At 34.6% G+C, this 25,871-nt stretch carries 26 protein-coding genes; 12 read left to right on the forward strand and 14 right to left on the reverse strand.

Features of this window, described 5'->3' with window-relative positions:
- Window positions 1-205: 205 nt before the first annotated feature.
- Complete coding sequence (gene msrB, locus AEQU1_RS14600) at window positions 206-760, reverse strand: peptide-methionine (R)-S-oxide reductase MsrB (RefSeq protein ID WP_111882282.1); 555 nt, start codon at window positions 758-760, stop codon at window positions 206-208.
- Window positions 761-1,001: 241 nt separating this feature from the next.
- Here msrB and AEQU1_RS14605 point away from each other — a divergent pair, with 241 nt between their 5' ends.
- Entirely contained in the window at window positions 1,002-1,613 is a 612-nt protein-coding gene (locus AEQU1_RS14605) for a hypothetical protein (protein WP_111882284.1), read from the forward strand.
- 15 nt (window positions 1,614-1,628) lie between these two features.
- Here the strand turns inward: AEQU1_RS14605 and AEQU1_RS14610 are convergent, their stop codons facing one another.
- A complete protein-coding gene (locus AEQU1_RS14610; RefSeq protein WP_408730913.1) occupies window positions 1,629-3,893 on the reverse strand; it encodes a BamA/TamA family outer membrane protein in 2,265 nt (754 codons plus the stop codon).
- A 62-nt stretch (window positions 3,894-3,955) separates the two neighbouring features.
- Window positions 3,956-9,070 (reverse strand): translocation/assembly module TamB domain-containing protein, encoded by a 5,115-nt coding sequence (locus AEQU1_RS14615; protein WP_111882287.1) that lies wholly within the window; start codon window positions 9,068-9,070, stop codon window positions 3,956-3,958.
- A 264-nt stretch (window positions 9,071-9,334) separates the two neighbouring features.
- Here AEQU1_RS14615 and AEQU1_RS14620 point away from each other — a divergent pair, with 264 nt between their 5' ends.
- The 3 genes from AEQU1_RS14620 to AEQU1_RS14630 all read left to right on the forward strand — a co-directional run bounded on the left by AEQU1_RS14620 (window position 9,335) and on the right by AEQU1_RS14630 (window position 11,870).
- Entirely contained in the window at window positions 9,335-9,856 is a 522-nt protein-coding gene (locus AEQU1_RS14620) for a YceI family protein (protein WP_111882288.1), read from the forward strand.
- A 186-nt stretch (window positions 9,857-10,042) separates the two neighbouring features.
- A complete protein-coding gene (locus AEQU1_RS14625; protein WP_111882290.1) occupies window positions 10,043-10,918 on the forward strand; it encodes a pirin family protein in 876 nt (291 codons plus the stop codon).
- A gap of 82 nt (window positions 10,919-11,000) precedes the next feature.
- Window positions 11,001-11,870: a pirin family protein gene (locus AEQU1_RS14630; protein WP_111882291.1), complete on the forward strand. Its 870-nt coding sequence runs from the start codon at window positions 11,001-11,003 to the stop codon at window positions 11,868-11,870.
- Here the strand turns inward: AEQU1_RS14630 and AEQU1_RS14635 are convergent.
- On the reverse strand, window positions 11,867-12,484 hold the full coding sequence (locus tag AEQU1_RS14635) for a Crp/Fnr family transcriptional regulator (protein WP_111882292.1): 618 nt from the start codon (window positions 12,482-12,484) through the stop codon (window positions 11,867-11,869). The two genes, AEQU1_RS14630 and AEQU1_RS14635, sit on opposite strands and share 4 nt — an antisense overlap.
- A gap of 239 nt (window positions 12,485-12,723) precedes the next feature.
- On the opposite strand from AEQU1_RS14635, the gene AEQU1_RS14640 reads away from it, so the two are divergent.
- The 6 genes from AEQU1_RS14640 to AEQU1_RS16455 all read left to right on the forward strand — a co-directional run bounded on the left by AEQU1_RS14640 (window position 12,724) and on the right by AEQU1_RS16455 (window position 15,701).
- Window positions 12,724-13,341 (forward strand): hypothetical protein, encoded by a 618-nt coding sequence (locus AEQU1_RS14640; protein WP_146743761.1) that lies wholly within the window; start codon window positions 12,724-12,726, stop codon window positions 13,339-13,341.
- A 5-nt stretch (window positions 13,342-13,346) separates the two neighbouring features.
- Window positions 13,347-13,970: a hypothetical protein gene (locus tag AEQU1_RS14645; protein WP_111882296.1), complete on the forward strand. Its 624-nt coding sequence runs from the start codon at window positions 13,347-13,349 to the stop codon at window positions 13,968-13,970.
- A gap of 6 nt (window positions 13,971-13,976) precedes the next feature.
- Window positions 13,977-14,633 (forward strand): hypothetical protein, encoded by a 657-nt coding sequence (locus AEQU1_RS14650; RefSeq protein WP_146743762.1) that lies wholly within the window; start codon window positions 13,977-13,979, stop codon window positions 14,631-14,633.
- A 152-nt stretch (window positions 14,634-14,785) separates the two neighbouring features.
- Window positions 14,786-15,337, forward strand: a complete 552-nt coding sequence (locus AEQU1_RS14655) for a biopolymer transporter ExbD (protein WP_111882299.1) — start codon at window positions 14,786-14,788, stop codon at window positions 15,335-15,337.
- 53 nt (window positions 15,338-15,390) lie between these two features.
- Window positions 15,391-15,576 (forward strand): hypothetical protein, encoded by a 186-nt coding sequence (locus AEQU1_RS14660; protein WP_111882300.1) that lies wholly within the window; start codon window positions 15,391-15,393, stop codon window positions 15,574-15,576.
- Between the two features lie 59 nt (window positions 15,577-15,635).
- Window positions 15,636-15,701, forward strand: a complete 66-nt coding sequence (locus AEQU1_RS16455; RefSeq protein ID WP_111882470.1) for a hypothetical protein — start codon at window positions 15,636-15,638, stop codon at window positions 15,699-15,701.
- 35 nt (window positions 15,702-15,736) lie between these two features.
- On the opposite strand, the gene AEQU1_RS14670 is transcribed toward AEQU1_RS16455, so the two are convergent.
- The 3 genes from AEQU1_RS14670 to AEQU1_RS14680 form a co-directional block, all read right to left on the reverse strand.
- Window positions 15,737-17,002 (reverse strand): MFS transporter, encoded by a 1,266-nt coding sequence (locus AEQU1_RS14670; RefSeq protein WP_111882302.1) that lies wholly within the window; start codon window positions 17,000-17,002, stop codon window positions 15,737-15,739.
- 73 nt (window positions 17,003-17,075) lie between these two features.
- Window positions 17,076-17,690, reverse strand: coding sequence for a YqaA family protein (locus AEQU1_RS14675; RefSeq protein ID WP_111882304.1), 615 nt, complete (start codon window positions 17,688-17,690; stop codon window positions 17,076-17,078).
- Window positions 17,691-18,359: 669 nt separating this feature from the next.
- Window positions 18,360-18,662 carry a DUF1456 family protein gene (locus AEQU1_RS14680; protein ID WP_111882305.1) on the reverse strand — a complete coding sequence of 101 codons (303 nt, stop codon included), beginning with the start codon at window positions 18,660-18,662 and terminating at the stop codon, window positions 18,360-18,362.
- A gap of 159 nt (window positions 18,663-18,821) precedes the next feature.
- On the opposite strand from AEQU1_RS14680, the gene AEQU1_RS14685 reads away from it, so the two are divergent.
- Entirely contained in the window at window positions 18,822-19,136 is a 315-nt protein-coding gene (locus tag AEQU1_RS14685) for a hypothetical protein (protein ID WP_111882307.1), read from the forward strand.
- A gap of 18 nt (window positions 19,137-19,154) precedes the next feature.
- Here the strand turns inward: AEQU1_RS14685 and AEQU1_RS14690 are convergent, their stop codons facing one another.
- The 7 genes from AEQU1_RS14690 to AEQU1_RS14720 form a co-directional block, all read right to left on the reverse strand.
- Entirely contained in the window at window positions 19,155-19,613 is a 459-nt protein-coding gene (locus AEQU1_RS14690) for a universal stress protein (protein ID WP_111882308.1), read from the reverse strand.
- A gap of 17 nt (window positions 19,614-19,630) precedes the next feature.
- The gene (locus AEQU1_RS14695) at window positions 19,631-21,160 is read right to left on the reverse strand and encodes an FMN-binding glutamate synthase family protein (RefSeq protein ID WP_111882310.1); all 1,530 of its coding nucleotides are present in this window, start codon (window positions 21,158-21,160) and stop codon (window positions 19,631-19,633) included.
- 19 nt (window positions 21,161-21,179) lie between these two features.
- The gene (locus AEQU1_RS14700) at window positions 21,180-22,946 is read right to left on the reverse strand and encodes a thiamine pyrophosphate-dependent enzyme (protein WP_111882312.1); all 1,767 of its coding nucleotides are present in this window, start codon (window positions 22,944-22,946) and stop codon (window positions 21,180-21,182) included.
- 120 nt (window positions 22,947-23,066) lie between these two features.
- Window positions 23,067-23,267 (reverse strand): helix-turn-helix transcriptional regulator, encoded by a 201-nt coding sequence (locus AEQU1_RS14705; RefSeq protein WP_111882313.1) that lies wholly within the window; start codon window positions 23,265-23,267, stop codon window positions 23,067-23,069.
- Window positions 23,264-23,713, reverse strand: coding sequence for a hypothetical protein (locus AEQU1_RS14710; protein ID WP_111882315.1), 450 nt, complete (start codon window positions 23,711-23,713; stop codon window positions 23,264-23,266). The genes AEQU1_RS14705 and AEQU1_RS14710 overlap by 4 nt, the downstream gene beginning before the upstream one ends.
- Before the next feature lie 130 nt (window positions 23,714-23,843).
- Complete coding sequence (locus tag AEQU1_RS14715) at window positions 23,844-24,497, reverse strand: hypothetical protein (RefSeq protein WP_111882316.1); 654 nt, start codon at window positions 24,495-24,497, stop codon at window positions 23,844-23,846.
- Window positions 24,498-24,583: 86 nt separating this feature from the next.
- Window positions 24,584-24,784: an adenylosuccinate synthetase gene (locus AEQU1_RS14720; protein WP_146743763.1), complete on the reverse strand. Its 201-nt coding sequence runs from the start codon at window positions 24,782-24,784 to the stop codon at window positions 24,584-24,586.
- Window positions 24,785-24,921: 137 nt separating this feature from the next.
- Here AEQU1_RS14720 and AEQU1_RS14725 point away from each other — a divergent pair, with 137 nt between their 5' ends.
- Window positions 24,922-25,788, forward strand: coding sequence for an RNA polymerase sigma factor RpoD/SigA (locus AEQU1_RS14725; RefSeq protein ID WP_111882319.1), 867 nt, complete (start codon window positions 24,922-24,924; stop codon window positions 25,786-25,788).
- The last annotated feature ends 83 nt before the right edge of the window (window positions 25,789-25,871 follow it).

Consider the following 25,871-nt stretch of genomic DNA (forward strand, 5'->3'; position numbering starts at 1 on the left):
ACATTTTATATCACTTTTGCCAGCTAAAATAAAATTTTAAGCCTTTGAAGTTTAATAGTTATTGCAATTTTATCATATTTCAGAAGTGATCATATTATTACTATAATTGATAAATTATAAAATAAATAGAAATTCAAAAAGGATAATTATTCTAATAAAACCTTCCTAGAAAAACTTTCAAGCACTACTAAAATTGAAAAAGTATTTAATCTTGCTTAATAAATTTTAAGGCTGCGGAATTCATGCAATACCTTAAACCTGTTGGTTCAGGTCCATCATTAAAAACGTGACCTAAGTGTAATCCAGTGGATTTTTCAACAATTTCATCTCTGGTCATTCCTAGACTGTTATCTTTTACCCAAATAACCGCATCATCATTAATAGGTTTTGAAAACGAAGGCCATCCTGTTCCAGATTCAAATTTATCATCACTACTAAACAATGGTTCGCCAGTTGCAGCACTCACATAAATACCTTTTTCGTGATTATCATTGTATGCATTGTTGAAAGGAGTTTCAGTTCCTTTTTTTACCATTACCTCATATTGATTAGGTGTAAGTTCTTTTTTCCATTCGGCATCTGACTTTGCTTTTGGAAATTCCGTATTCATAGCCATTTCCTTTGATGAATCCATTAATTCCTCTGTATTGTTCATTACTTTATCAGCATCTTTTTTTTCTTTATTTTGACAGGAAACCTGTGAAAGCCCTACCAATAATCCAAAAGATACCGTAATCGTTTTTAATAAATAGCTCTTCATAATTTTTTTGGTTTATTTTAAAATAATATATTTTTAATACATAATATATACGCACAATATGTCGGTATGGTTTCTATATACTTTCTTAAAAGCTTCACAAAGTTGCCACGTATTTTATTAATAAAAACAGAGCATATTTAATTCTACTGTTCGGTATTTTTAAAAATTTGGCATTTCAAATAAATATTTTTTGAATTCCCCTTGAAATTTATATCTTCGGAAACCATAAAAACATTTCTCAATGCTCAAAAGATTACTCTTCGCACTTGTTATTTTAACTAGCTGCACTCCCCTATTTTCACAAGAAAGACAAATAGAAATTGTTGAAGAAACAAAAGCAAATCGTTTATTTCTTTATGCTTTGAATAAAAATGAACAAGATTTGGATGTTATGATAACCGTAGAGGGAACTAACTTCCGTCAAAGTAAGAGTAAGCCACGATTGATACGCGTTCCTGCAGCTTCTAAAGTATTGCTTACTAATTTGTTTGTGGATAGAGGAAAAAAAGCAAACTATACGTATAATTTGGAAGTTAATGATAGCCTTTCGCGCCGAGCTTTACCACGAGAATCTGAACCTATAAAAATAGAGCCTAAAAAGAAAGTGATTGTATATATACCAGAAAATTGTGTTACTTGCGACAGCCTTATTTCAAATCTTGACAAAAGCAGCTATTTATATTCCTCCTATCGCTTTTCTGAAAAACCTGAATTGAAAAGCCAACTTGCTCCAGCATTTGTAAATTCTACAGTAAAAATAGATTCGTTAACTACACCAATCATTAGCTTGGGCGGTGTTCTTCATGTAAAAATTGAAGATTACGATCAATTACTAGAAGAACTTAACAAATAAAAAACCTATTCTTCGTTAAAAAGGATAGCCAATTCCAAAATTAAAGACGGTTTCGTTTATGTCAAAATTGAAATTTTGCGAATCTGCAGGATCATGGAAAGGCGCCGCAAAGTCAAACCGAATAACAAATCCTTGAACGTCCACACGTAGTCCTACCCCTGCTCCCATTCCTAATTCATTAATAAAATTGGAAGTAAATTTGTCTTTACCATCATAAGATGGATTTGCCTTTGAATTCCAAATATTCCCAGCATCTGCAAAAACAGCTCCTTTAAAAAAGGAAATAATTGGAAAGCGGTATTCAATATTCGCCTCTAAACGTATGTTTCCGGTTTGGTCAAAATAGTTACTATCGGGATTGTTCTCATCATTGTAAGTTCCAGGCCCCAGTGAACGAATCCTAAAAGCTCGCACACTATAAGGTCCGCCAGAAAAATATTGTTTCACATACGGCATTACTTCTGAATTGCCATAGGGAACCCCATAACCACCAAAAAGTCTTGTGGCAATAACTTGTTCTTTTCCAAAATTAAAATGATATCTTAAATCTATATCTGCTTTGGCATATTGTGCATATTCGAGGCCTAAAAACTCTTTTGTACCAGTACCATTATCTTTCCCAAAAATGCTCACGCTATTCCCTGCAATATCCAGTGTGGTGTTCACAAAAAACTGATTTGTTTTTGTGGCATCAACCATCCCATTGTAGGTAAAGGAATAGTTGAGCCCGGAAATAAACTGTTGCTCAAAACTGCGTTTCAAAAATGAATTAGCTTCCAAAATGGCATCAAACTCGGGAGTTGTATTTGAGAGGTTTGTATAGTTTATAGAAATTGGTATTATTTCGTGGGTAACATAACGATTGGCCTGCCACAAATATCCAAAATGTGCCGTTCCGGAAAGCAGTGCATAAAGTTTCGTTCTACTTAAATAATCGATACTTACACTAGTTTTTGTTTTCGGAATAGCATACTCAAAAAAGTTATTGTTTATTTTTAATGGAAAAATTACACGAGGAAAAATAAGTTCCGATTTTAAACCCAGATCGATACTTGTTTTACCACTATTACCGCTACCTCCGGCCTGAACTTCATATCCAACATTTGCAGTGGTATTTATTGTTTCACCCCCATTAAATAAATTTCGGTTGCTTAAAGTGAAGGCCAATCCCGGCCCAGCAAAATTATTAGACTTGGATACTGCATGCAATTCCGCTCGTATGGCTCGCTTATTTAACGGTGAAAGAAAAATATTGGCTTCTAATATTCCCAAGCTATCAGAAAGTAATGAATCTTGCTCTTTGTACTGAATATTTACAAATTTATAGGCACCAATAGAGGAAAGCCTTCTAGCGGTATTCTTTGAATTTTCAGGGCTGTAATACTGTCCTTCTTCTAAGGTGATAAACGGGTCAAGATATTTCGGTTTGAAAAAGTCTTCGCTATTTATATAATTCTTTTGGTTAAAACGTACGGTATCATTTTCTGTAGAATCCTGCACATCATAATTGGCATAAACATTTATTTTTGAAATTTTGTAGGGAACAATTGATTTTTTAGGAACTTCATCTTTCAATCGAAGAAAAAGATCAAATTGTTTTTTATCGTATTGATTGGTGTCGGCCTCAAAAATTAAAAAACTTGGGTTGAAGTTGTAATAGCCATTATTCTTTAAATCGCTATCAATTCGTTCGCGCTCCATTTTCATATTTGAAAGATCAAAACGCATTCCTTTGGAAAGCTTTGTTTGGGAAACACTTTTTTGTATTTCAGAATAAATAGGTTGTGGTAGGGTATCTAATTGATATTGTGCAATTGTATACGGTGATGGTGCAGTAACAACATATTTTGCAGAAGCTTTCTTTTCCTTTTCATCAAATTCTGAGGTTGCATCACTGTAAAAAAAACCTCTGTTTTCCATTCTATTTACTAATATTTCCTCAACTTCATAAGGCTTTACATCACTTTTGTAAACTGGCTCCTCTCCCAATTTTTTATATAGAAACCGATTTATAAAACCTGGATTTTCTTGTTGCATTTTATAATAATAATGAAGACCTAAGCGCATTCCCAAAAATTTCTTATTAGGTTTTGGCCGCAAAGCTTCTTCTAGGACCGATTTCAATTGATCTACATTCTGAATAACGGAATCAGATTTTATTTCTACCGTTGCTCCAGTGTATAATTTTTCTCCTTCTGAAATGTATTTATCTATTGCACAGGACTGCAACAACATAAAAATTGTTGAACAAATAATACCGATTTTATATGTAAATTTCACTCTAATTTTTCTTTATATATTACCTGCAACTATCACTTTTTTAGGCTAAATGACTACTTCTGTTATTTCGTTTCTATAACAGAATCCTTCTTTTTTACTTGCTCAATTTTTTCACTTTCCTTCTTCTGCTCTTCTTGTGCTTTTTTCTCTTTCATTTTTTCGTCGGCCTCTTTTCTAGCTGCTTTTTCCTTTTCTGTTTCACCCCGAAGAATGGCTTGCCACAAGTCATCAAATTTGTTGAATTCCTGTGTAAAAATAAGTGCTATTCCACTAACGATTGTCTGACCGTCAATAACATTTTCAAACTCATTTCTCCTAAATCCTTTTAACCTATACCTGCCATTTTCTGTTAGTAAGTATTCCAGACTCACGTTGCCAATTAGTGGTGCCGGTTCATCTGTGGAGCTGCTTCCCTGTAAATCTACTTCGCTGCCCACACGCACAATCAACCTGTCATCAAACAGTTTTTTCTGTGCTGCAATATCAAGCTGGGTGCGTTCTTGCGGAGATTCACCTTGATAATCAGTGTAACTATCCAAACCAAAATCTAATTCTACACCAGAACTTCCCAAAAGCTTATTCGAAAAAGTATTTAATTGATCGGAAAGCGCGTCGTTCAAATTATCACGAGCTACCGTTGCAAAACCGCCGCCACTACCGTCACTTCCGGGTTCTGGATAAAAACGATTCAATACCAAAAGTGAAAAAACTTGTCTGTTTAATTCGCCTTCCTGTTGGTTTACTTGTTGTAATCTACCATAAACCTGTCCGCCAATCGCCCCCTGTTCATCCTTAGGCATATCAAGATCAAAGGAAATTACAGGTTTGGTAAGTTCCCCATCTACATTTAAATACACGTAAAATGGCAATACTTGGCGATATTTACTTTTTACGGAAGGATCTGATCCAGAACTAATAGGTGCCATCAGCGCAGACGCGGAGGCTTCAACTTTATAAATCGCTTTTATATCCAGCTTGGCATCAAAAGGATCTCCAGACCAACTAACGCGGCTTCCTTCAGAAAGTTCAAAACGGCGATTTACTAGACTATAAAGAGTCATTTCGTAATGTCCGCCAGCAATATCATACACTCCGCTCAACGACATTCTTCCATTCGGATTCATTGTAAAATCAAACTCGCCATCTCCAAAAACTTCAAAATTATCACCAGTTTCCTGATCAATAATAATAGTAACTTTTGCTTTTTTTCCTATTTTAAGAAGTGCATTTACATCAAATCCACTGAGAGTAGCGGTTTCTTGTTTTGTTCGTGTTAAAATAGCGTCTGGATTCTCTCTATTTACAAAAACTACTATTCCGTCACGCTCTTCAATTGCAACTGCAGATGAAGGTAAAATATAAGTAATATCTGTGTTATCGTTAACAGTAATTTTCGCATCCAACTTTGGAATATCTAGATCGCCAGTTAAAGTAGCATTTGCGTTAAATGACGCTGTACCGTATAGAAAATCATTATCATCTTTTGTGGCATTCAACACTTGAAATTTTTCCGCATTTATCTTTAAATCAAATGTTGGATTTATGAAACTTTCCGTGCCAACTTTTCCAGATAGTACCAATTCATTACTATTTTCATCTTGAACGGTAAAGTTGTCCATGTAAAGCCCTTGATTATCTATTCTCAAGGTTTCGCTTGCCAATGTGAAAGGCGCATTGAGTTTTGTTACAGTAAAATCTGCATTGCTAAACTTTAAATTACCTTCATATTTTGGTTTAGTGGGACTTCCGGAGACATCGAATTTTCCAGAAAAACTACCATCAGCATCTTTTATTTCGCCTAAAGAAAGTCCTTCAAGTGCTCGCATTTTAAATTCGTTTATATTCAAATCCAAATTGAGCTGTGCTACAGTTGAAGTAGCGATGTAATCACCGGTAAGATCTAAATCTATATCACCTTCCTTTAAAGCTAAATCAAAATCATAACTATTCCCTCCCTTTGATTTTGCATCAACCGTAAGTTTCCCCATATCTGTATCTAGTAAATTAAATTTTTCAACAGTAAGATCTGCTAAAAGCCCAGAATTTCCGAAGGGTTCAACAACAGTAAGACTTCCATTCAAATTTCCGTGTGCCAATTCTTTTTCCGGATTTAAATAATTTAAAATCTCACTTAATTTGAAATTTTCAAAAGTAATTGCCGCGTGGTTTTGCGAAACGCCTATGAGTTTATGTGTCAATTCCACTACTGAATTATTTCTGCTAAACCGAAAATCAGTAAATTCAATAGTATTTTTTGTTATTAAAACTTCATTGCTTTCGGGAGTTTCCCAAAGATTTCTATCCAATATTAGATCCTCGGGTAAAATATGAAAACGAAGTGCTTCCGAAGTGCCGCTAATCTGTGATTGAATATTAATTAAAGTACTGTCTTTATAAGTGGAATTGAAGCTCAAACTAAGCTCATTGTTTTGCTGGTTTCCAGTAATTTTTGTTTTCGGAATATCCAAAGGGCCGCCTTTTAGATTGTTGAAACCCAAATCGAAAACAAATTTTTCTTTGTCTGTATTCATCGTGAATGCCAAACTATCCAACTCATTTCCTCCATAAACAATTTTGGGCGCGCGGATGTCTGCCTGTAATTTTCGGGCAGCTTCATTAAAATTTACAGCAATTTTTACGGTATCGAGCTTTTTCACATTAACTAAAAACACATCATTTAAAACTGGGGATTCAACAATTTTACCACGTATATCTAGTTTTACGGGACGTTTTATACTATCGGGAAGTTTTGTGTTTTTAGAAAAATAACTGGAAACGTGGCGTTGAACGGCTGTACTGAAAGTTGCAGGATCTGTATTACTTTCCAAACTAAGTTGCACCATTTTATTATCGAGCCAAATAGAAGTGGTATCGCTCCTAACGTGTGCGGTAGCCAAAACATCGCCAAGTAAATAAGTTTTATCATCATAAACCACAACTCCATCGCCGATGGTTGAAATAACGTCAAAGCCATCTTTATTACCTTCAAAATCGGCATCCAATTTTAGGGCCGTTCGCACATCGCGATCTATTAATCCCAATGATTGCAGATTTGCGCCAATGATGTTTAAATGTGCGCTCACTTTTGGAGAAACAGAATCTAAAATTACATCGGCTTTCAAATCTAAATTTAGATTTTGATCTTTATATTTTGAAACCACATCGCCCTTTCCTTCTTTTATTTTTCCGTTTATCGCCAAATCTTTAATGGCATAATTATTAAACTGAAAACTGGAAATATTTGCATCCAAAGTAGCATCCAAGGTATTTATGTCGTTTCCAGAACCATTTGTTTTTAAGATTAAACTCAATGTGCCGAGTTGATCATTTTTCAGCAGTTCATTCAACTTATATTCCTTTATTTCAATATCGGCATCAAAAGCAATTTGCGAATCGTTTTTGAAATGGCCATCAATTGTTGCGATTCCCTGTGAGGTTGTTAAATTCGCTTTTGCATAAACATCTTTCAAGTCTCCTTTTGCACTTCCTTTAAGTGAAACGTCTTGTGGCAAACTGACGCCTAAATCTTTTTCACTTACAAACTGTGTAAGATCGTTTCGCTTGGTTTGTGCGGAAAAACGGGGAATATTAAATTTTAAATTATCAGGATTTGTAGCATTCTGAATAAATCCATTTGCGGAAATGCGCGTTGTATTTCCCCAGCGAATATTCAAATCTGGAATTTCTATTGCAGACAAATAGCCCGAAGCTTCCACATTTCCGGAAACATATTTTTTACTGAGGGTTCTTAAATATTCATTCTTTTTAAGCTCTGGCTGAAATTTGAAAATTTCCTTTAAATCCAATTGAAAGGAAGGAAAGTCTAAAGCAATTTTTGATTGGTCTGGCGTTTCAATTAAATTGGCCAATGCTGAGTAATCCAACCGCGCTTTGCCATTAAGCTGGTTGTTATTTAGTGCAATTTTTAAATCATTTACTTCCAGAAAACTATCTGTAACCTCAAGATTCAGAGCCATTTCTTTCAAATTCAATCCAGAACCTTCTTCAAAAGTTAATGCATCCAATTGCAAACCTGCTTTTTTATCTTTTAGAAAAACATCATTCGCTTTCAAGATAAAGTTTTGAAGTGAAATAGCATTTGGGTTAAAAACGTCCTTTTTCACTTCATTCTTCCCAACAAAATAGCTAATATTATTCCCCTCCAAATTAATATTTGCAACACCAATATTGAAGTTTGGCCACTCAAATTTTTGAATATCCTCTTTTACTTTATCCTTTACTTCTTCCGCTTTTTGAGTAATACCGTTAGTTTCGGTTTCTGTATTTATTTTGATAATTGAATTCTTCAAACGGAAATCACCAATTTCAATATCGTTATTTGTTAAATCTGCTTTCGGCAATTCAAGGTATAAATCTGAAACCTCCAGGTTTGCAGCAATTCTATCCCCATAAGATTGATAGTCAACAAATACATTTTTTAGAGAAAGTTCATCCAAAGCCAAATATGGCAAAGGTGTATCTTCCTTTGGCGTTGGCGGCACGGGAGATTGAATATACTTAATGCGGGCGTTGGCAATGGAAGCTTCGGAAGCGCGGAAATCCATGTTTTCCAAATCGGTTTTCTTCATTTGGAGTCCGAGTCTGCCTATTTGAAATTGGCTATCAATACCCAAAACCGCATCGTTAAAAACAATATTAAAATCCTTAAAATTAACTTCGCCCAAAATAATTTTCATAGGCGTCGAAGTATTATCTGTTGCAACCGTTGTAGTATCTGCTGAAGCAAAAGCGTCAATTAAGAATTGAAAATTATAACCATGTATGGAATCCTTCCGAATTATGTTGGCGCGCAAACCTTGCCAATCCAGATAATTCACACCAATTCCGTTCCCGCGAATAATAGGAAGCAAAGGCACATCTGCTTCCAAAGATTTTGAATAAATTAAAGTATCGCCTTTTTTGTCTTCCAAGTAAAGACCATTCAGCATAATATTTCCGTCGAATGTAATGAAGAGTTTATCTATCTCAACTTTGGTTTGGGTTTTTCCAGAAACATAATTTACGACGCGCTGCACAATAATATCTTGCCCCCAAGGGCTGCGGATGAAAAGCACAAGCAAAATGAACAGGATTATAAGAACCGCGAAAATCCTCGCAATGATTCTTAAAAACCTGTACTTTCTCGATTTTGATTTTTTTTCTTCTTTTTTTTCCAACGCAATTTTTGGTAGTCTTCAAAAGTATGAAAATTCCTTTATACTCTATTCTGCGATACGTTTAAGTAATTGCTCATTTGCCATAAACTTCTGTTAAAAACTATCAGTTAAAAAATCATTGCAAATTTTTAAAATCGAATTTTATATTGAAAATTAAATTTCTGAAATTGAGCACATTTCATTTCTTAACATACATCAATGCGAGACTTTATTCTGAACCATAAATTTGCAGTGTAAATAATTAATAACTTAAAATTTAAAGATATGGAAAACACAAAAACAACTTGGAATATTGATACTACGCATTCCGAAATCAATTTTAAAGTAAAACACATGATGATTTCTACCGTAAGCGGTAGTTTTGAGAAGTTCGAAGGAAAAGTAGAAACTACCAACGATGATTTCAAAAATGGAGCTTTTTCATTTTCTGCAGATATTGACTCGGTCAATACCAATAATAAAGATCGTGACAATCATTTAAAGAGTGATGATTTTTTTGGAGCTGAAAAGAATCCAAAACTAATCTTCAAATCTAAATCTTTTGACGGTGAAAAAATAGTTGGCGATTTGACTATAAAAGGCATTACAAGAGAAGTAACCTTGGACACCGAATACAATGGAACTGCTGTAGATCCTTACGGACAAACAAAAGCTGGTTTTGAATTTGAGGGTCAAATAAACCGAAAAGACTTCGATCTTACTTGGAGCGCAGTTACCGAGGCAGGAAATGTTGTTGTAAGTGATAAAGTGAAGTTAATTGCTTCGCTTCAGTTTATAAAACAATAATTTTAAAATTCAGTACTCCCCTTTTAAGAATCGAGAGCTATATTAATTTAAATATAGATCTCGATTTTTTTTATCGGTCTAATCACTCTTTTCGAATTTTAGTTCACCAATAAACTTCTTATCATACATCAATGTAAAACAGCAATTTACAATGTAATTTTACAGTATAAATAAAAATAATTAAAAATGAAAACACGACAAATAGAACGCGTATTGACACCTCCCCGACCCCACATGGTTGGAGATGGTTTTAGGGTACATCAATATATTCCTTCCGGAATAGAGGAAGGTTTTGAACGGATGGATCCTTTTATAATGATGGATTATAACAGTAAGTTTTACTTTCCTCCTACTGATCAGCCTCGTGGGGTGGGCGTGCATCCACACAGAGGTTTTGAAACCGTTACTATTGCATATAAAGGAAGCGTAGCTCATCACGACAGCGCTGGTAATAGCGGTGTGATTGGTGAAGGCGATGTGCAATGGATGACGGCTGCTTCGGGAATTCTTCACAAAGAATATCACGAAGAAGAATTTAGTAAAGCTGGGGGATATTTTCAGATGGTTCAATTGTGGATAAATCTTCCGGCAAAAGACAAAATGAGCGCACCAAAATATCAGGGTATAACAAATGCTCAAATGAAAAAAGTTCAACTCCCCGATAACGCTGGCATTATTGAAGTAATTGCAGGTGATTATAAGGGAGAAAAAGGACCCGCTTTTACTTTTACTCCAGTTAACATGCTAAATGCAAAGTTGAACAATGGCGGAAAAGCAACTTTCAGTTTTCCTGAGAGCTACAATACCACAGTTTTAGTGATTGAAGGAAATATAAAAGTGAACAATAAAGATGAAATAAAAACTGATAGTTTGGGTCTGCTTGCAAATAAAGGAGAAGAATTTACCATTGAAGCAACAGATGATGCAGTGGTTTTAATACTTAGCGGCGAACCCATAAATGAACCGATTGCTGCCCAAGGGCCATTTGTAATGAACACTCGTGGCGAACTTGCACAGGCTATAAGTGATTTCAACATGGGTAAATTTGGATATTTAGAATAAAAAAGTAATTATCTTAGAGGATGTTTTTGACAAGTCTAGCCCAGTCTAGACCTACCAAAACATCCTTTTTAAATTTAAAACTATGTCAAACCTTAAAACAATAATTCCAGAACGCGCCGCCAACATTGGTAACTTTATGGTTGGTAGGTTGTTGCCTTTCCGCGAAAAAAGAATGGTTGGTCCATTCGCATTTATAGATCATATGGGCCCTGTAAGAATGGATGAAACTCAAAATCTTGATGTTCCCCCACATCCCCATATCGGGCTATCTACTTTAACCTATCTTTTTGAAGGCAGTATTATGCATCGCGACAGTTTAGGATCAGAAGTGGAAATTACACCGGGCGCAGTAAATTGGATGACAGCTGGCAAGGGCGTTGTTCATTCTGAAAGAACTCCGGTAAGTCTTAGGAGAACAAAAAAAACACTTCATGGATTACAAATTTGGGTGGCGCTTCCGAAGCACTTGGAACAAATGGAACCTTCATTTCATCACACTAATAAGCAGGAAATCCCACATTTTGAAAAAGATGGTGTTTCCATAAAGGTTATTGCTGGGGAAGTATTTGGCAAAAAATCGCCCGTTCCCGTTCACAGCAATTTGTATTTTCTTGAACTGAAAAGTGGAAAAAAACGGAAAGTACGTATTGGGGACTATTTGTTTGGCGAAAGCGGTCTTTATATTTTGGAAGGAAATATTTATAGTGAGGGAATTACATACCAACCCAAACAAATTTTAGTGGCAAATGATAGTAAACTCTGCGAATTTGAAATGGCAGAAAATACTACAGTTTACATTTTCGGAGGCGATCCTTTTCCCGAAGAACGCCATATTCACTGGAATTTTGTAGCTTCTGAAAAAGAAACTATTGAAAAAGCGAGAGAGGATTGGAAAGCGCAACGATTTTCAAAAGTACCCGGAGAAACAGAATTTGTACCCCTTCCCGACTAACTTGGTTTAAAGTTTTTATGAGCTAATTCCTTACGAACACGACTCAAACTTTCGGGTGTAATTCCTAAATAGGAAGCGATCATCCATTGCGGTACGCGAAGCAATAAATCTGGGTACATTTCAATAAAACTGAGGTATCTCTTTTCAGCAGTGGCTCCTAATAATAGATTGATACGTTTTTGCATTTGCCGAATGTGGTTATGCAATAACTTATCATTATAACGTCCAAATATAGAACTCACCGTGGCTGCATGGCACATAAAATCTTCACCAATAAAAACAACTTCAGTATCTTCAATCGCTTCAATATAGCTTTCGGAAGGATCATTAAAATAAACGCTGCTTCTATCTACAATAAACCAATTCTCGGGAGCAAACTGTATTACGTGTTCCTTACCCTCCTCGTCCAGCATATAGGATCTTAGAAGGCCTTTTTCAACAAAAAAAGAATGCTTGCAGACATCTCCTCTTTTTAAGAGAATGCTTCCTTTTTTATAGTGCATTCGCTTTAGCGGAAATGACAATTCCTCCGCCTCAGATTTTGGTAAACCACCATTAGTCATCAAATAGGAAATGAAATCTTTTGGGGCTGTATGACTTTCGGTCTTTATCATTTATAAAAGGTTGAAAAGTTTAAAATTACCATTAATCTTTTATTTTTTTGATAATTAAATTATTAATTGATTTTTTTTCATCTCATTAATTTAGAAATTAAATATTTTAACATTTATATCAATTAATTGGTATTTTTACGATAATAAGCGCTTTAATTCCGATTAAATACAAAATTTAACAATAATTAATGGTTACTATTCAAATTAGTGTATAGATTTGTGACCCAAATCTGTATGAAATGACCTACAACACATATTTTTTCCTAGGGTTATTGATGTGCGCTTTTTGTAAAGTTCATTCGCAAGTAGGTATAAATACAACATCACCGCGTAAAGCCTTAGAGGTTGCCGGGAATATGAAAATTTCTGATTCCATAGAAATTTATGAAATCAATGCGCTCAAAGACTTAGATACCTCTACATTTTTAATTCAAGATAATCAACAATTTTTTAAAACACTGGATGTAAGTAATCCCACAGGTACTGCTTTGGGGTATATACAAGTATATTTAATTGAAAACCCAAACCTAGATTGGGTATTGGATTTTGATACTAGGGTAAATGCCAATGATTATGTATTAAATACTATTTCAGCCCATTTTAATAGGGAGCTTATTATGAATACAAACCAAGGGCGCAACTCCAGCATACCATATACCTCGGCTTTTATAAAAAATGGAACTTGGCATATTATTGCGGACTACCCTTCTGCAAATAATAAAAACCCCTCGGAAATTGGTACTTGGACAATAACCACTCTCATTTATTCAAAAGATCTTTCTAAACAATTTGGAACAGTAAACATACCTATGAATAATGGTTCTAACGGAAGTGCAAGCACTCCAATTATAAATTGAACAATATGGATAAAATTACATTTCTACTTCTTTTTATTATAAATATCGGCTTTGCTCAAGTAGGCGTTGGTACGTTAAATCCACAAGCCGAATTAGATATTAATGGTTCCCTTTTAGTACAGAAAGAATTTAAAACTGGGCTTTTACCTACGGTGAAAATCACTGACGAGAACTTTAAATTGTTGACACGTCTTACAAATTCATCTCCAGTTGGGGAAATTACTGTACTCAACGTAGATTCACTTACCGTAGCCCCTATTAATGTAGTTAATTATAAATTCGACAACATACATTTAGATAATCTTACCGATGTAGATTTACAGTTTGATGCCAATAAATATATTGTTGGTGTAGCAAATTTTAGATATTTGGGTGATGCTGTAAAGAAAACCCCAACTGGTTCTACCAACTCAATAGGAGCTTTTGTAACGAGAACTTTTATACAAAATGGCACTTGGCATTTAGAGATTCGAAACAGATTTCTAGATTTTACAAATAATTCCCAAGGAATAAAGTATCATGTAACGTTTATTATTTATGATAAATCTTATTTCAGAAACCTGCCTGTCATAACAACAAATCTGAATGGATCAAATACAGGCGTAGCATCCTCAATACCTAACTTATAAGTAAACATGATGCTTAAAATTAACTGTTTTCTGCTATTTTTTTGTCTGCTGAATAGCGCCATTATAATAGCACAAGTAGGTATTAACAATCCAAACCCTTCTGCTATGCTTGATGTAACGGGAAGCGTTTTGGTGGGAAAGAAGTTGTATTTGGAAAATCCTGGAGATTATCCCGAAATTAGAGGATCTAAACTACTGATTAAAAAAACAGATGAGCAAATTGTTAAATATGATATTGATCAAAGTAAATATGGTCCCATAAATTATGTTCAGTTCGTATTTAAAAATACCAATGCAATTGGACTTCAAAATTATGATTCCAAAATTTCAGCAAATGATTATCTAGTTACTGTACAGGGATTTTATTTTTTAGTGACAGGAACAAACGATACTAATATTACAATCCATAGTAATTTGGCTGAAAGTAATATTGAGGGATATCAAATCTACGCATATATAGATAATACTACTCAAACCTGGCATATAAAAGGCTTTATAAATGACAGCACATTTAGAAATAATGCAGATGTTGACACAGCTATTGATCTTTATATAAATTTGATTATTTTCAGAAATGGATTTATTGCTAAATCCTTGGAAGATGTAAGTGTAGATATGAACAATCAAGAAACCAAAACGGTTCCTCCTCCTTCAGGTTTTTAAATTTTTTATAATAAAATCATCACTTCTTTTACTTGAACTATTCAAATAATTCTTTTAATAGTTTTCTTTATTGAATTAGGAAATTCTCAAAACTATCTTATTGTGGCACTTTTATTGTTTTCTGAAAAGAGAACACAAAAACCATTTTAATTATGAGAAATTCTAACATGCCCTCCGTAAACGCCGGTAGTATGGCCGACATCGCTTTTTTACTTTTGATTTTCTTTTTAGTAACCTCAATGATTCCTAATGATAAAGGAATCGCAAGTAACCTTCCTCAACCTTGTCCGCCCGGTGCTGATTGTAATATTCTCATAAAACAGAATAATATTTTTGCCATCAGCGTAAATGAAAAAGGTGAAATCATGGCTAATGAAACCTATATAACTCTCGAAGAGCTAAAAGATGCCCTAAAAGTTTTCATCGATAATAATGCCGATAACTCTTGTTTATATTGTAATGGCAGAAAGCTTCCAACTTTCTCAGACAATTCTAAAAAAGCTTCTATTTCTTTATCAATCCACCGTGAAGTGCCCTATCAAGAATTCATTTCCGTACAGGATGAAATTGCGAAAGCATATTTTGAGTTGCGTGAAAAATATGTTTCAGAAGTTTTAAAAATCACTGCAAAGGAAATTACTGAAAAAGATTTGAAAAAAATGAAGGAAGCATATCCTTTAAGGATTATTGAATCGACTTTATAATTTTTTTAAAATGAACTATTTAAGTATTACTTTTAAGAAAATTAATACTTTCAATGAGTAACATAAACTGGATATTCGAAAATTTCAAGCCAGCACTCGATGGGTTGACACCACAAGTAAAACAAAAAGCTTTAGAAATTGCACAGCAGTTAATGAAGAAAGGGGGCATTTCAGAAGAAAAAGCTATACAGCAGGCAATTGTAGAGGCTGAGGAATGGTTCTATGATTCAGAAGGTTGATTTTTTTATACATTAAAAAAAAAATGCTTAAATACCGTTGCTAAAATTATTTACATTTTATCTATCACAACGGCGTGGAATCCTATTATGGGGGAAGAGATTTTCGAGGATCGCTGCGAGTTTAACTTTTAAGAAAAATAATTTACGGAACTAATTGGTATTACTCCCTCTCGTGCTCTTCCAAATCCTTTCTTAAATCAAGGTTTCGCAGCTTTGGAAAATATGCGCCAGTACCTAATACGGTAAGTATTGTCATTCCACCGCCAAAAACAACAGCTGTTACGGTTCCCATTAATTTTGCGGTAAGCCCACTTTCAAAAGCCCCCAATTCATTAGAAGAACCAACAAACATAGAATTTACAGAAGCTACACGGCCACGCATAGCGTCTGGAGTTCTAAGCTGTAAAATTGTAGAGCGGATAACCATTGAAATGCCATCTGTAGCACCGCTTAAAAAAAGTGCTATTACAGAAACCCAAAACCACGTTGAAACGCCAAATATTATAATACAGATACCAAATCCCAAAATCGCTGCGAGTAGTTTCAATCCAGCATTTTTATTAAGTGGAAAATGTGCTGAGGTAAACATAATTACCAATGCACCAACTGCCGGAGCAGCTCTAAGTATTCCAAAACCTTCAGGGCCTACTTTAAGAATGTCCTGTGCATAAATAGGCAATAAAGCCACTGCTCCTCCAAATAACACTGCAAACATATCTAAAGTAAGAGCTCCCAAAATCACCCTCGTATTCATAACAAATTTAATTCCCTCTTTCAAACTTTTCATTATTGGTTCTCCAATATTCGGATTTAAAATAGGCTTCTTCGGAATCTGCAATAACAGCAATAAAGCCATTAATGAAAAAGCAAAAACAAAGCACATAGACCAATGTACACCAATCCAATGAATAAAGAAACCTCCCGCTGCAGGACCAACTACAGATCCCATTTGCCATGCAGAACTACTCCAAGTAGCGGCATTTGGATACACTTTTTTTGGAACCAATAAAGAAAATAGTGAAAAGATAGTTGGCCCTAAAAAAGCCCGAACAATTCCGCCAAGAAAAACCAAAAAATAAACCGCATAAAGCACTGTATTAGTTGAAAGGTCACCAACCACCTTGGGCCAAGTAAGCAAGAAAAGTCCAAGACTCACTACAGAAAAACCAAAAATACATTTAAACAACAAACCTCGTTTTTCACGTTGATCCACTATGTGACCAGCAAAAAGAGCCATCGAGACTGCAGGAATAACTTCCATCAAACCAATTATCCCTAAAGAAAGTGGATTTTTAGTGATACTATATACTTCCCATTCAATTACGACAAACTGCATGCTCCATGCAAACACCATCGCAAAACGAACCAAAAGAAAAATATTAAACTCCCGAAATCTTAATGCAGCGTAGGGATCGTTTTTCTTCATTTAAAAGAAATTGGAATTTTAAAAATATAAAGATTTAACATCCAGAGCAAGCTGCTTTGGAATACCAAAAGTACTATAGCAAACTGAATATGGCAATGGCATAAAGGTAAAACCTCACAAAACGAAGCAAACCAAACAATAAATAATTTCTAAATTTATAATGAATGGTGCCTGCCGCCATACTAGTTATGGAATATGGAATGGGCAATAATGCGCCAACAACAATAAGAAAACCACCCCATTTGCGTATTTGCTTCAGATGTTTCTTCATTTTTCCTTCCATATAGGCATAAACACGAGGAATAGTAAAAATCCATTTTCCAATAAAGTAGGAAATAATTCCACCTATATAAGATAAAGTTGCTAAGAGAGACAAATAAAGTATAGGTTCCGGCATCTTATCGCTCCAAGCGATAAATATTTCTGGTGGAACTAGACCCAATAATGATTCAGAAGCAAGAAAAACTAACAGAATATTTATTGGCGCATAGGTTTTAGTAATATAAGTGAAGAGATTACTGAAATCCACAACGTAGAGATCCAGAACTATTAATGCAACAATAACCAAAACTATAGGAATAATAGCTTTTTTAAGACTTTGTCCCACAAAGGAATAGAACCCAGTGTATTTATAATACAAATGGGCACGCTTCAATTTATTTGTTTCGGATTTTCTAATGGTATTCATTGAGATTTTGGGTAATAAAACTTTAATATGGCTGCAAATATATGATGAAACCACCTACCCTGCAACCAATTGGCAACGCTTTAGGGGTTAATGGTATGTTAAACATTTATTCCCATTACTTTATCCCAAAAAATTTTATAAAAGTTAATGTTTCGTTAAATCATTACTTTGTATTGCATAGTACTGTAACAAATATAAAACTCTTGCGTCTTTTAAGTATAACCCAATAAATCAAATTACAATGAGAACTTTAGACAGCAACCTTTTAACTGAAAAAATGAAAACTTCAAAAGCGTATTCTTGGAATATGAAAAGAAGATATCGCTAAAAATAATCCTAAACAATTAAAAATTAAAATATTGAGAACATTGGACAACAACGAAAAACAGCACAGACCAAATAATTCCAAAGCGTATAATTGGAATTTAAAAAGGCGTTTTAAATAACACCATTTCTTAAAACCAAATACAATTAATTATGAAAACCTTACGAAATATTCAAAAGAGAATTAAATGTGGATCGCAAAAACAGCATACATTAAGCTATTTAAACGGAAATCATCATCTGTTTGAAGATCCTACAATCAGAAAAACATGCAGATACGTGTATTAAAAATTAAGACCCCGAAAAGTGAATGAAGCTGAATTAAAGAAATTTAATTCAGCTTTTTTATTTTTTAGGATTGGGGTTATATTTACGAATAGGTTTGGGTTTGGGTTTGTCCTGAACTTTACTTGTCTTCTTTTCTGGCATTGGCCCCCGCAAATGAATCACTAAACCATTTAAGAAATTACGAAGAAACTGATCGCCACATTCCATGTATTTTTCATGGTTTTCATTTCTAAAAATTGCACCTAACTCGCTTTTAGTCACTGCAAAATCCACCAGTGAACATATCTTTACAATGTCCTCATCGCGTAGTTTGTGGGCCACGCGTAGTTTTTTCATTATATCATTATTGGTTAAAGCCATACTTTGTTTTTAAAATGAAACGTTCTGTTCGCGAAGGTATCAATTTAAGCCATAATCCTTAAATACCTGTTATTTTTTATTTAACATGTGTTAAATAGATCCCGGTTTTTTATTATTTCAAATATCTTTAAATTATAAACCTTTTAAAAATATTAATATATGAAAACTTCAGAAAAATCAGAAAAAAACGTTTCAAATAAAAAATCTAAAGAGGAAAAACTTCCTTATAATCCTAATGTGACAGAACACGATAAAGATATGCTTTCCCAAACAAACATTCACGGAGATGGTGGTGACGATCAACAACTTCGGGACCGTAATGAAAAAGTTGACTTTGAAGGAAAAGATTTAGATGTTCCGGGGAGAAACCAGGCAAAAAAATCTAATGGAAATGGTCTGCGTGACGAAGAAAATAAACTTTTCAGCCAAGGTGGAGAAGACAATGAAAATTTAGAGCAGGATAAACCGCTGTAAAGAATACTAAATTTTAGATTATTTTCCCGTTGGTACCATATAAACTGGAATCTTTGTATGCTCTAAAACACTTGAAGCAACTGTGCCCAAGAATATTTTTTCCAGCGTTCCGTGACTGTGGGTTCCCATAACAATTAAATCTGCTTTCCATTCTTCAGCGTATTCCAAAATCGTTTTTGCAGTGTCGCCTTCTGCCAAATGGGTTGAAATATTGTTTCCGTTATTTAAATGCTGTTTAGTTTTTTCAAGATAATCTTGGGCTACTTTCACAAATTCTTCTTGAATTCTATAATCAACAGGAAAAGCATACCCTTCGTAACCCATAAAAGGTTCATATTGCATTCCATAATATCTCACTTCTGAAAGTACGTGAAATAAACAGATTTCAGCATTCATTAGTTTGGAAAGTTCATAACCCATATTCACAACTTTTTCAGAATCTGGATTATAGTCGAGAGTAATCAATACTTTTTTCATTGTAAATTTGTTTAGGTTCAGTAAGCGTTATATATTTCTTTTAGAAATTTTCCCTTCACTATTGTAGGGTAAATTTCTTCGTAGCATTTTATTTCAGTTTCTACTTGCTTAAAGATATAACTTCTATTCAAATCTGAAAGGGTTTTACAACCTGCAGCTGCAAAAAGTTCCAAAAATTCCTTTACCGTTTGACCCTGATAGTTTTTAACACGTTTCCATTTGTCTTCCACCACCAAACCGCGCATCAAGCTTGGGTTGTTTGTGGTTACACCTGTTGGACATTTGTTAGTGTCGCATCTTAAAGCCTGTATGCACCCCAAAGCAAGCATCATTCCGCGTGCCGAATTACAAATGTCAGCACCAATGCAGAGTGCTTTAAAAATATCAAAGGAGGTGAATATTTTTGTGGCTGTAACAATTTTAATGTCCTCCTTCAAACCATACCCGTTTAATGTGTCTACAACAAAAACAAGCGCTTTTTCCCAAGGCATTCCCACATAATTTGAAAAATCTATGGGAGCGGCTCCTGTTCCACCTTCTGAACCATCAACAGTTATAAAATCTGGTTTTATACCCGTTTCAACCATTTTTTCGCAAATGTCAATAAATTCCTGCTTGCTGCCTATGCATAGTTTAAAACCTATAGGTTTTCCATCACTCAGCTCACGCATTTGTTTTACGAATTTTAAAAGTCCTTCGGCATCACTGAACGCACTGTGTCCGGGAGGCGATAACACTGTTGTATGTGGTTTTACACCTCTTATTTCGGCTATTTCCTCATTGTTTTTTACCGCAGGCAAAACACCACCATGTCCAGGTTTTGCACCTTGCGATATTTTAATTTCAATCATTTTTACATTTGGAAGTGCTGCCTTTTCCTTAAATTTTTCAGGAGAAAATTTTCCATCCTCCGTTCTACAGCCAAAATAACCCGTGCCCACTTCATACACCAAATCGCCACCTTTTAAATGGTATTCTGCAATTCCGCCTTCGCCTGTATCGTGAAAAAAGTTTCCAGCTTTAGCTCCTAGATTGAGTGCCATTACAGCATTTTTACTCAACGCTCCATAGCTCATTGCTGAAATATTAAAGATACTCGCGCTGTATGGCTGCTTACAATCTGGTCCACCAACAAGAACTCGTGGTGATTCTTCCAGAAGTTTTGATGGATAAATACTGTGTTTCATCCATTTATAATTTTCGGCTTCCACGTTCAGTTCAGTTCCAAAAGGATGGGTTTCATTTTGAAGTTTTGCCCGCTCGTAAATATAGGTTCTGTGATTTCTGTCTATCGGCTTTCCGTCTGTATCATCTTCCACAAAATATTGATGGATTTCAGGCCCAATCATTTCCAAAAGAAAACGCATATGTCCCAGAACGGGAAAATTTCTGAGAATAGAATGTTTCTTTTGAAACAGATCGTAAATACCAATTCCGAAGATTAAAGCCGCTAAAATAGAAAAACCGTAAATTGGCCAAATGGCGGTGAAAGTGATTATTGCAATTATTATTAAAACTATAAATGTAAATTGGATTGCTTCTCTCATTTTGTAAAGTATGTTTAATTTATTTTGAATTGTGAAAGAATGCTTTTATTTCATCCATCAAATTATTTTTTTGATTTTTATCGCCTTTTACAGAAAGTAGAATTTCCTTCACTTTTGATTTCCCAAAGCCCCAAGCTTCATCAAATGTAATATGAGGCGGTAATGAAAGTTCTCCAGGATTTGTAACGGCATCAATAATAAATGGTTTGGTCGAAGCGAGAGCCATATCAAAAGCTTTATCAATATCTTCTGCTTTTTCTACTCTTATTCCATCGCCTCCACAAAGTTTAGCGTATTCTGCAAAATTTGGGTTTTGAAGATTTAGGGCTTCATCAGACATTGCATAGCCCGCTTCTTCCATTTCAATTTTCACGAAACCGAGTTGACTGTTATTGTAAACTAAAATCTTTACGGGCCAATTATAACGAACTGCGGTAATAAAATCATTCATACACATCCCGAAAGCCCCATCGCCAACTATAGCCCAAACCTGCCTGCCAGGATTTACAGATTGAATACCCATTGCTGCGGGAAAACCGACGGCCATTGAACCGTGATTAAAGGATCCTAACAGTCTTCGCCTTCCATGAAGCGTTAAATGATGCGCTACCCAAATAGCGCTTTCGCCAACGTCAACGGTAAAGCATGCATCATTTGAAGCTTTTCGGTTTAAAACATTCATAAAAAGTTGAGGGTGCAAAGGCTCTTCGTTATTTTTTAAACTACTGCTTTCCTCCTTTTGCTTTTTCCATTTATTAAAGTTCTCAAGCAGATTATCCAAAAATTCAGAATTTTTCTTTGGTAGAATTTTAGAATCTAATTTCTGAAGTGTTGCCAAACAATCCCCTTGAACACCAATGTCAACTTTAGCGCGATTACCAATATTTTCTATGCGTTTGTCAATTTGAATTACTTTTGAATCCTCAGGCAAGAAATTACTGTACGGAAAGTCAGTTCCCAACATCAATAGTACATCTGCTTTCATCACTGCGTGATAACCCGATGGATTTCCAATAAGTCCCGTAAGTCCCACCACATTTTTGTCATAATTATGAATTACGTCCGATGAACGAAGTGTATGTACTATTGGTGCTTTTATTTTTTCTGAAAGTGCTAAGACTTCCTCCCTACTGTTTCTGCAACCAGCACCAGCAAGAATTGTTATTTTTTCAGCTTCGTTTATAGCATTTGCAATTTTATTAACATCTTCATCAGATGGAACCAAGATTGCATTTCCGCGAAATACTGGATGTGTGTAATGATCACCTTTTGCTTCCTCTATCGCAATGTCTACTGGGATTTCAACCCTAACAACTGCACGCTGTTCCAAAGCGATTTGTATGGCTTTCAAAACAACTCTAGGTGCTTCTTCAGCCGATCGTATTACGGCTTGATACTCACACACATCGTCAAATATTTTCGTGAGTCCTACTTCTTGAAAATAGTTAGTTCCAATATTTACACGAGCTACTTGTCCGCTTATTGCCAGCACTGGGACGCGTTCTTTTTTAGCATTGTACAAACCATTAATTAGATGAAGTGTTCCCGGTCCAACTGTTCCTGCACAAACAGCGAGATTATCCGTCATTTGGGCTTCAGCACAGGCTGCAAATGCCCCATTTTCTTCATGACGCACTGCGTTCCATTTTATTTGGTCATCACCCCGAAGAGCATCTGTAAATGTGTTTAAGGCATCGCCAGTTACACCCCAAATCTGAGTTACGCCAACGTCTTTAAGGATTTCGAGTATTTGTTGAGAAACATTCATAAAGCTGTTATTTTCCATAAAATTACAGCGCTTCAAAAGAAATTTAAAGGATATGTAGAGTTATTTCAGTTTAATTAAGGGAAATTTAACTGAGCCGAAAACTAATAATTTAAAAATCGGTTATAAAATATAAGCTGGTTAATCTTTTTCTTCAAGTTTAAAAAAATCATTTACTGGTTTATTGAAAAGCTTTGACAACTTAAGGGATAAAAGAGTTGAAGGAATGTATCGATTTGTCTCAATTGAATTAATTGTTTGTCTGGAGACTCCAATTTCCTTAGCAAGTTCATCCTGTGTTAGATTGAGAATAGCACGTTCTACTTTTAAAGTGTTTTTCATGAGTTTCTCCTTTTTAATGACCAAAATGCCGTTAAATAAACAACCAGAAGGAACCACAGGATTTGAAAATCACCCAAATCCTCATAATTTGTATTCTCAGATTGTAGTATAAGCGATACAAAATAATTTACCACAGGTTGAGCTAACACATAAATAACCCCCAATATAAAAGCCAATGTAAAGGATTTGCTTCTTAGACTTTCAATGAATTCATCTTCAATTTTTTCGCTTGAAATTGTAACAATCAAAAGGCCAATTAGCATTGACTTTTTTAAGATGTTTTTCAGCAAATCAAAATCATCATTTAGAAATTTTATAAATAGAATTAAAGCAAGAGATACAAACAGAATACTCCAGCCTATCTTTTTCCAATAATTAGGCAATTTAAAATTAATGAGCCAGTTTAATCTGCGTTCTTCCGCTTCACAAAATTTTTGTTTGTTCATAGTATTGGGTTTTTTATTAATGTAAGTTTACTTAACAATATGACAAACATACTATTTATTTTGTAAAATACACTTTACATCATAAAAAATTAATTTACATCATTATTTTGAAGTTAAAAGTTTGTGGGATTTATTGCTTAACTAAAATTGCAGTGGCTTTATTACCTGTGAGAAGATTCCATTCATAAGAAGCCAAAAGAGTGCCTATTTCGTCGTAAATATTGAGCTGGGCAGTGTTGGGCCCAGAAGAACCCTGATTTAATGCTTCAAAATCTATTTTATTGAAACCTGATTTCAAAGGAAGGTCAAAACCTCTAAAACTACCCTCTAATCTGGCTTGGGGTATTACAATATCGCCATTAACATATACACGAATCATATCTCCATCCACAAACTCGTGATCGCGGTACATGAAAGTCGCCGTTTTTGCAGTTGTTTTAAAATCTCCAAGATATTGGTCTTTTCCATATTCGGGTTTTTCTTCTTTATCTTTTGTGAAATACTTCGGAGCCTTGTTAGTTCCTGTATACTCCAACAATCCATCCCCATTCTCCATGTCAATCTGCTTTTCTTTTTCTTTTCCAAGATCTGAATTATTCGACGTGTTTGGATTTTTTGTATTAGAAAGTGATGGAGCTTTTACTGCAGGAATTTCAAAACCTGTAGTATTTTCTATATTAGATTCGGAGGAATCAAAACGAACAGAGCTATTAGATAAGTCTATTTGGGAAAATGCAGTTCCGCAAATTATATAAAAACCAAGAGCAACAAAATGCTTCACCATAATATGAAATTTAATAATTGGAGTTACAACAATTGCACCAAAAATAGTAGCAAAAAAGATAAGTTGCTGTTAAATAATTTAAAAGATTATTTATTTGTTTTATTTCTTTTTCCGCGCCAAATAAAGAAAAATAACACGGCACACAATGGCAAAACTATATATATAATTACATCTGCGGGATTACCTAAATCAATTGGTTTTTCGCTTGGTTTAGGAACTTCTGTCGGTTTTTGAGCATAACATGTAGTTATTAGAAGTGTAAATAATACAAAAAGTATATTTTTCATAAATTTCATTTTCATTTTTTCTTGAAAATAGTTAAAATTATTTGGACTATCAAATTTTAACAACTTGTGTTAACTATTTGGAAATTAAAACAAAATGTCTTACTATGCCGTGTTATTATTAAAAACATAAAGAATATATGAGACAACTTAAGATCACGAAGCAAGTAACCAACCGAGAAACCAAATCTTTAAACAGTTATCTACAGGATGTTAGCAAAATAGATTTGATAACGGCCGAAGAAGAAGTTGAGTTGGCCCAACGAATTCGTGAAGGAGATCAAGCTGCTCTAAATAAATTGAGCAGGGCAAATTTACGATTTGTGATTTCCGTGGCAAAACAATACCAAAACCAAGGCCTTAGTCTTCCTGACCTTATTAACGAAGGAAACGTTGGTTTAGTAAAAGCTGCAAAAAGATTTGATGAAACCAGAGGGTTTAAATTTATATCTTATGCTGTTTGGTGGATCCGTCAAGCTATTTTGCAAGCTATTGCAGAGCAGTCACGTGTGGTTCGGTTGCCGTTGAACAAAATTGGTGATATAAATAAAATAAAAAAGGCTTCAATCCATTTGGAGCAAAAATTTGAAAGGATCCCAACTGCTGCTGAAATTGCCAAAGAGCTTGATTTCAGTGAGTCTAAAGTGAAAAGTTCGCTTAAAAACTCTACGAGAAGTCTTTCCATGGACGCCCCTTTTCAAGAAGGAGAGAACGACAACAATTTATATGATGTTCTTAGTTCCGGCGAAAGCCCTAATCCAGACAAAAATTTGTTGCACGAATCTTTGCGCATCGAAATAAACCGTGCGCTTGATACCTTGGCACCTAGAGAAGCAGATGTGGTAAAATTAAATTTTGGCCTTTGTGGACAACCGCCAATGACTTTGCAAGAAATAGGTGATACTTTTGATTTGAGCCGTGAGCGCGTTCGTCAGATTCGTGAAAAAGCGATTCGCAGGTTACGTCAAACCTCAAAAAGCCACATATTGAAGAAATATCTTGGATAAACAAAAAAGTTAAAATATTGAACAGGTCAATATTTTATGAATTTCTTAGGAACGGGTTTTATTTCTGCGGTTATCTTTATAAG

The organism is Aequorivita sp. CIP111184, assembly GCF_900489465.1.
Taxonomy (GTDB): domain Bacteria; phylum Bacteroidota; class Bacteroidia; order Flavobacteriales; family Flavobacteriaceae; genus Aequorivita.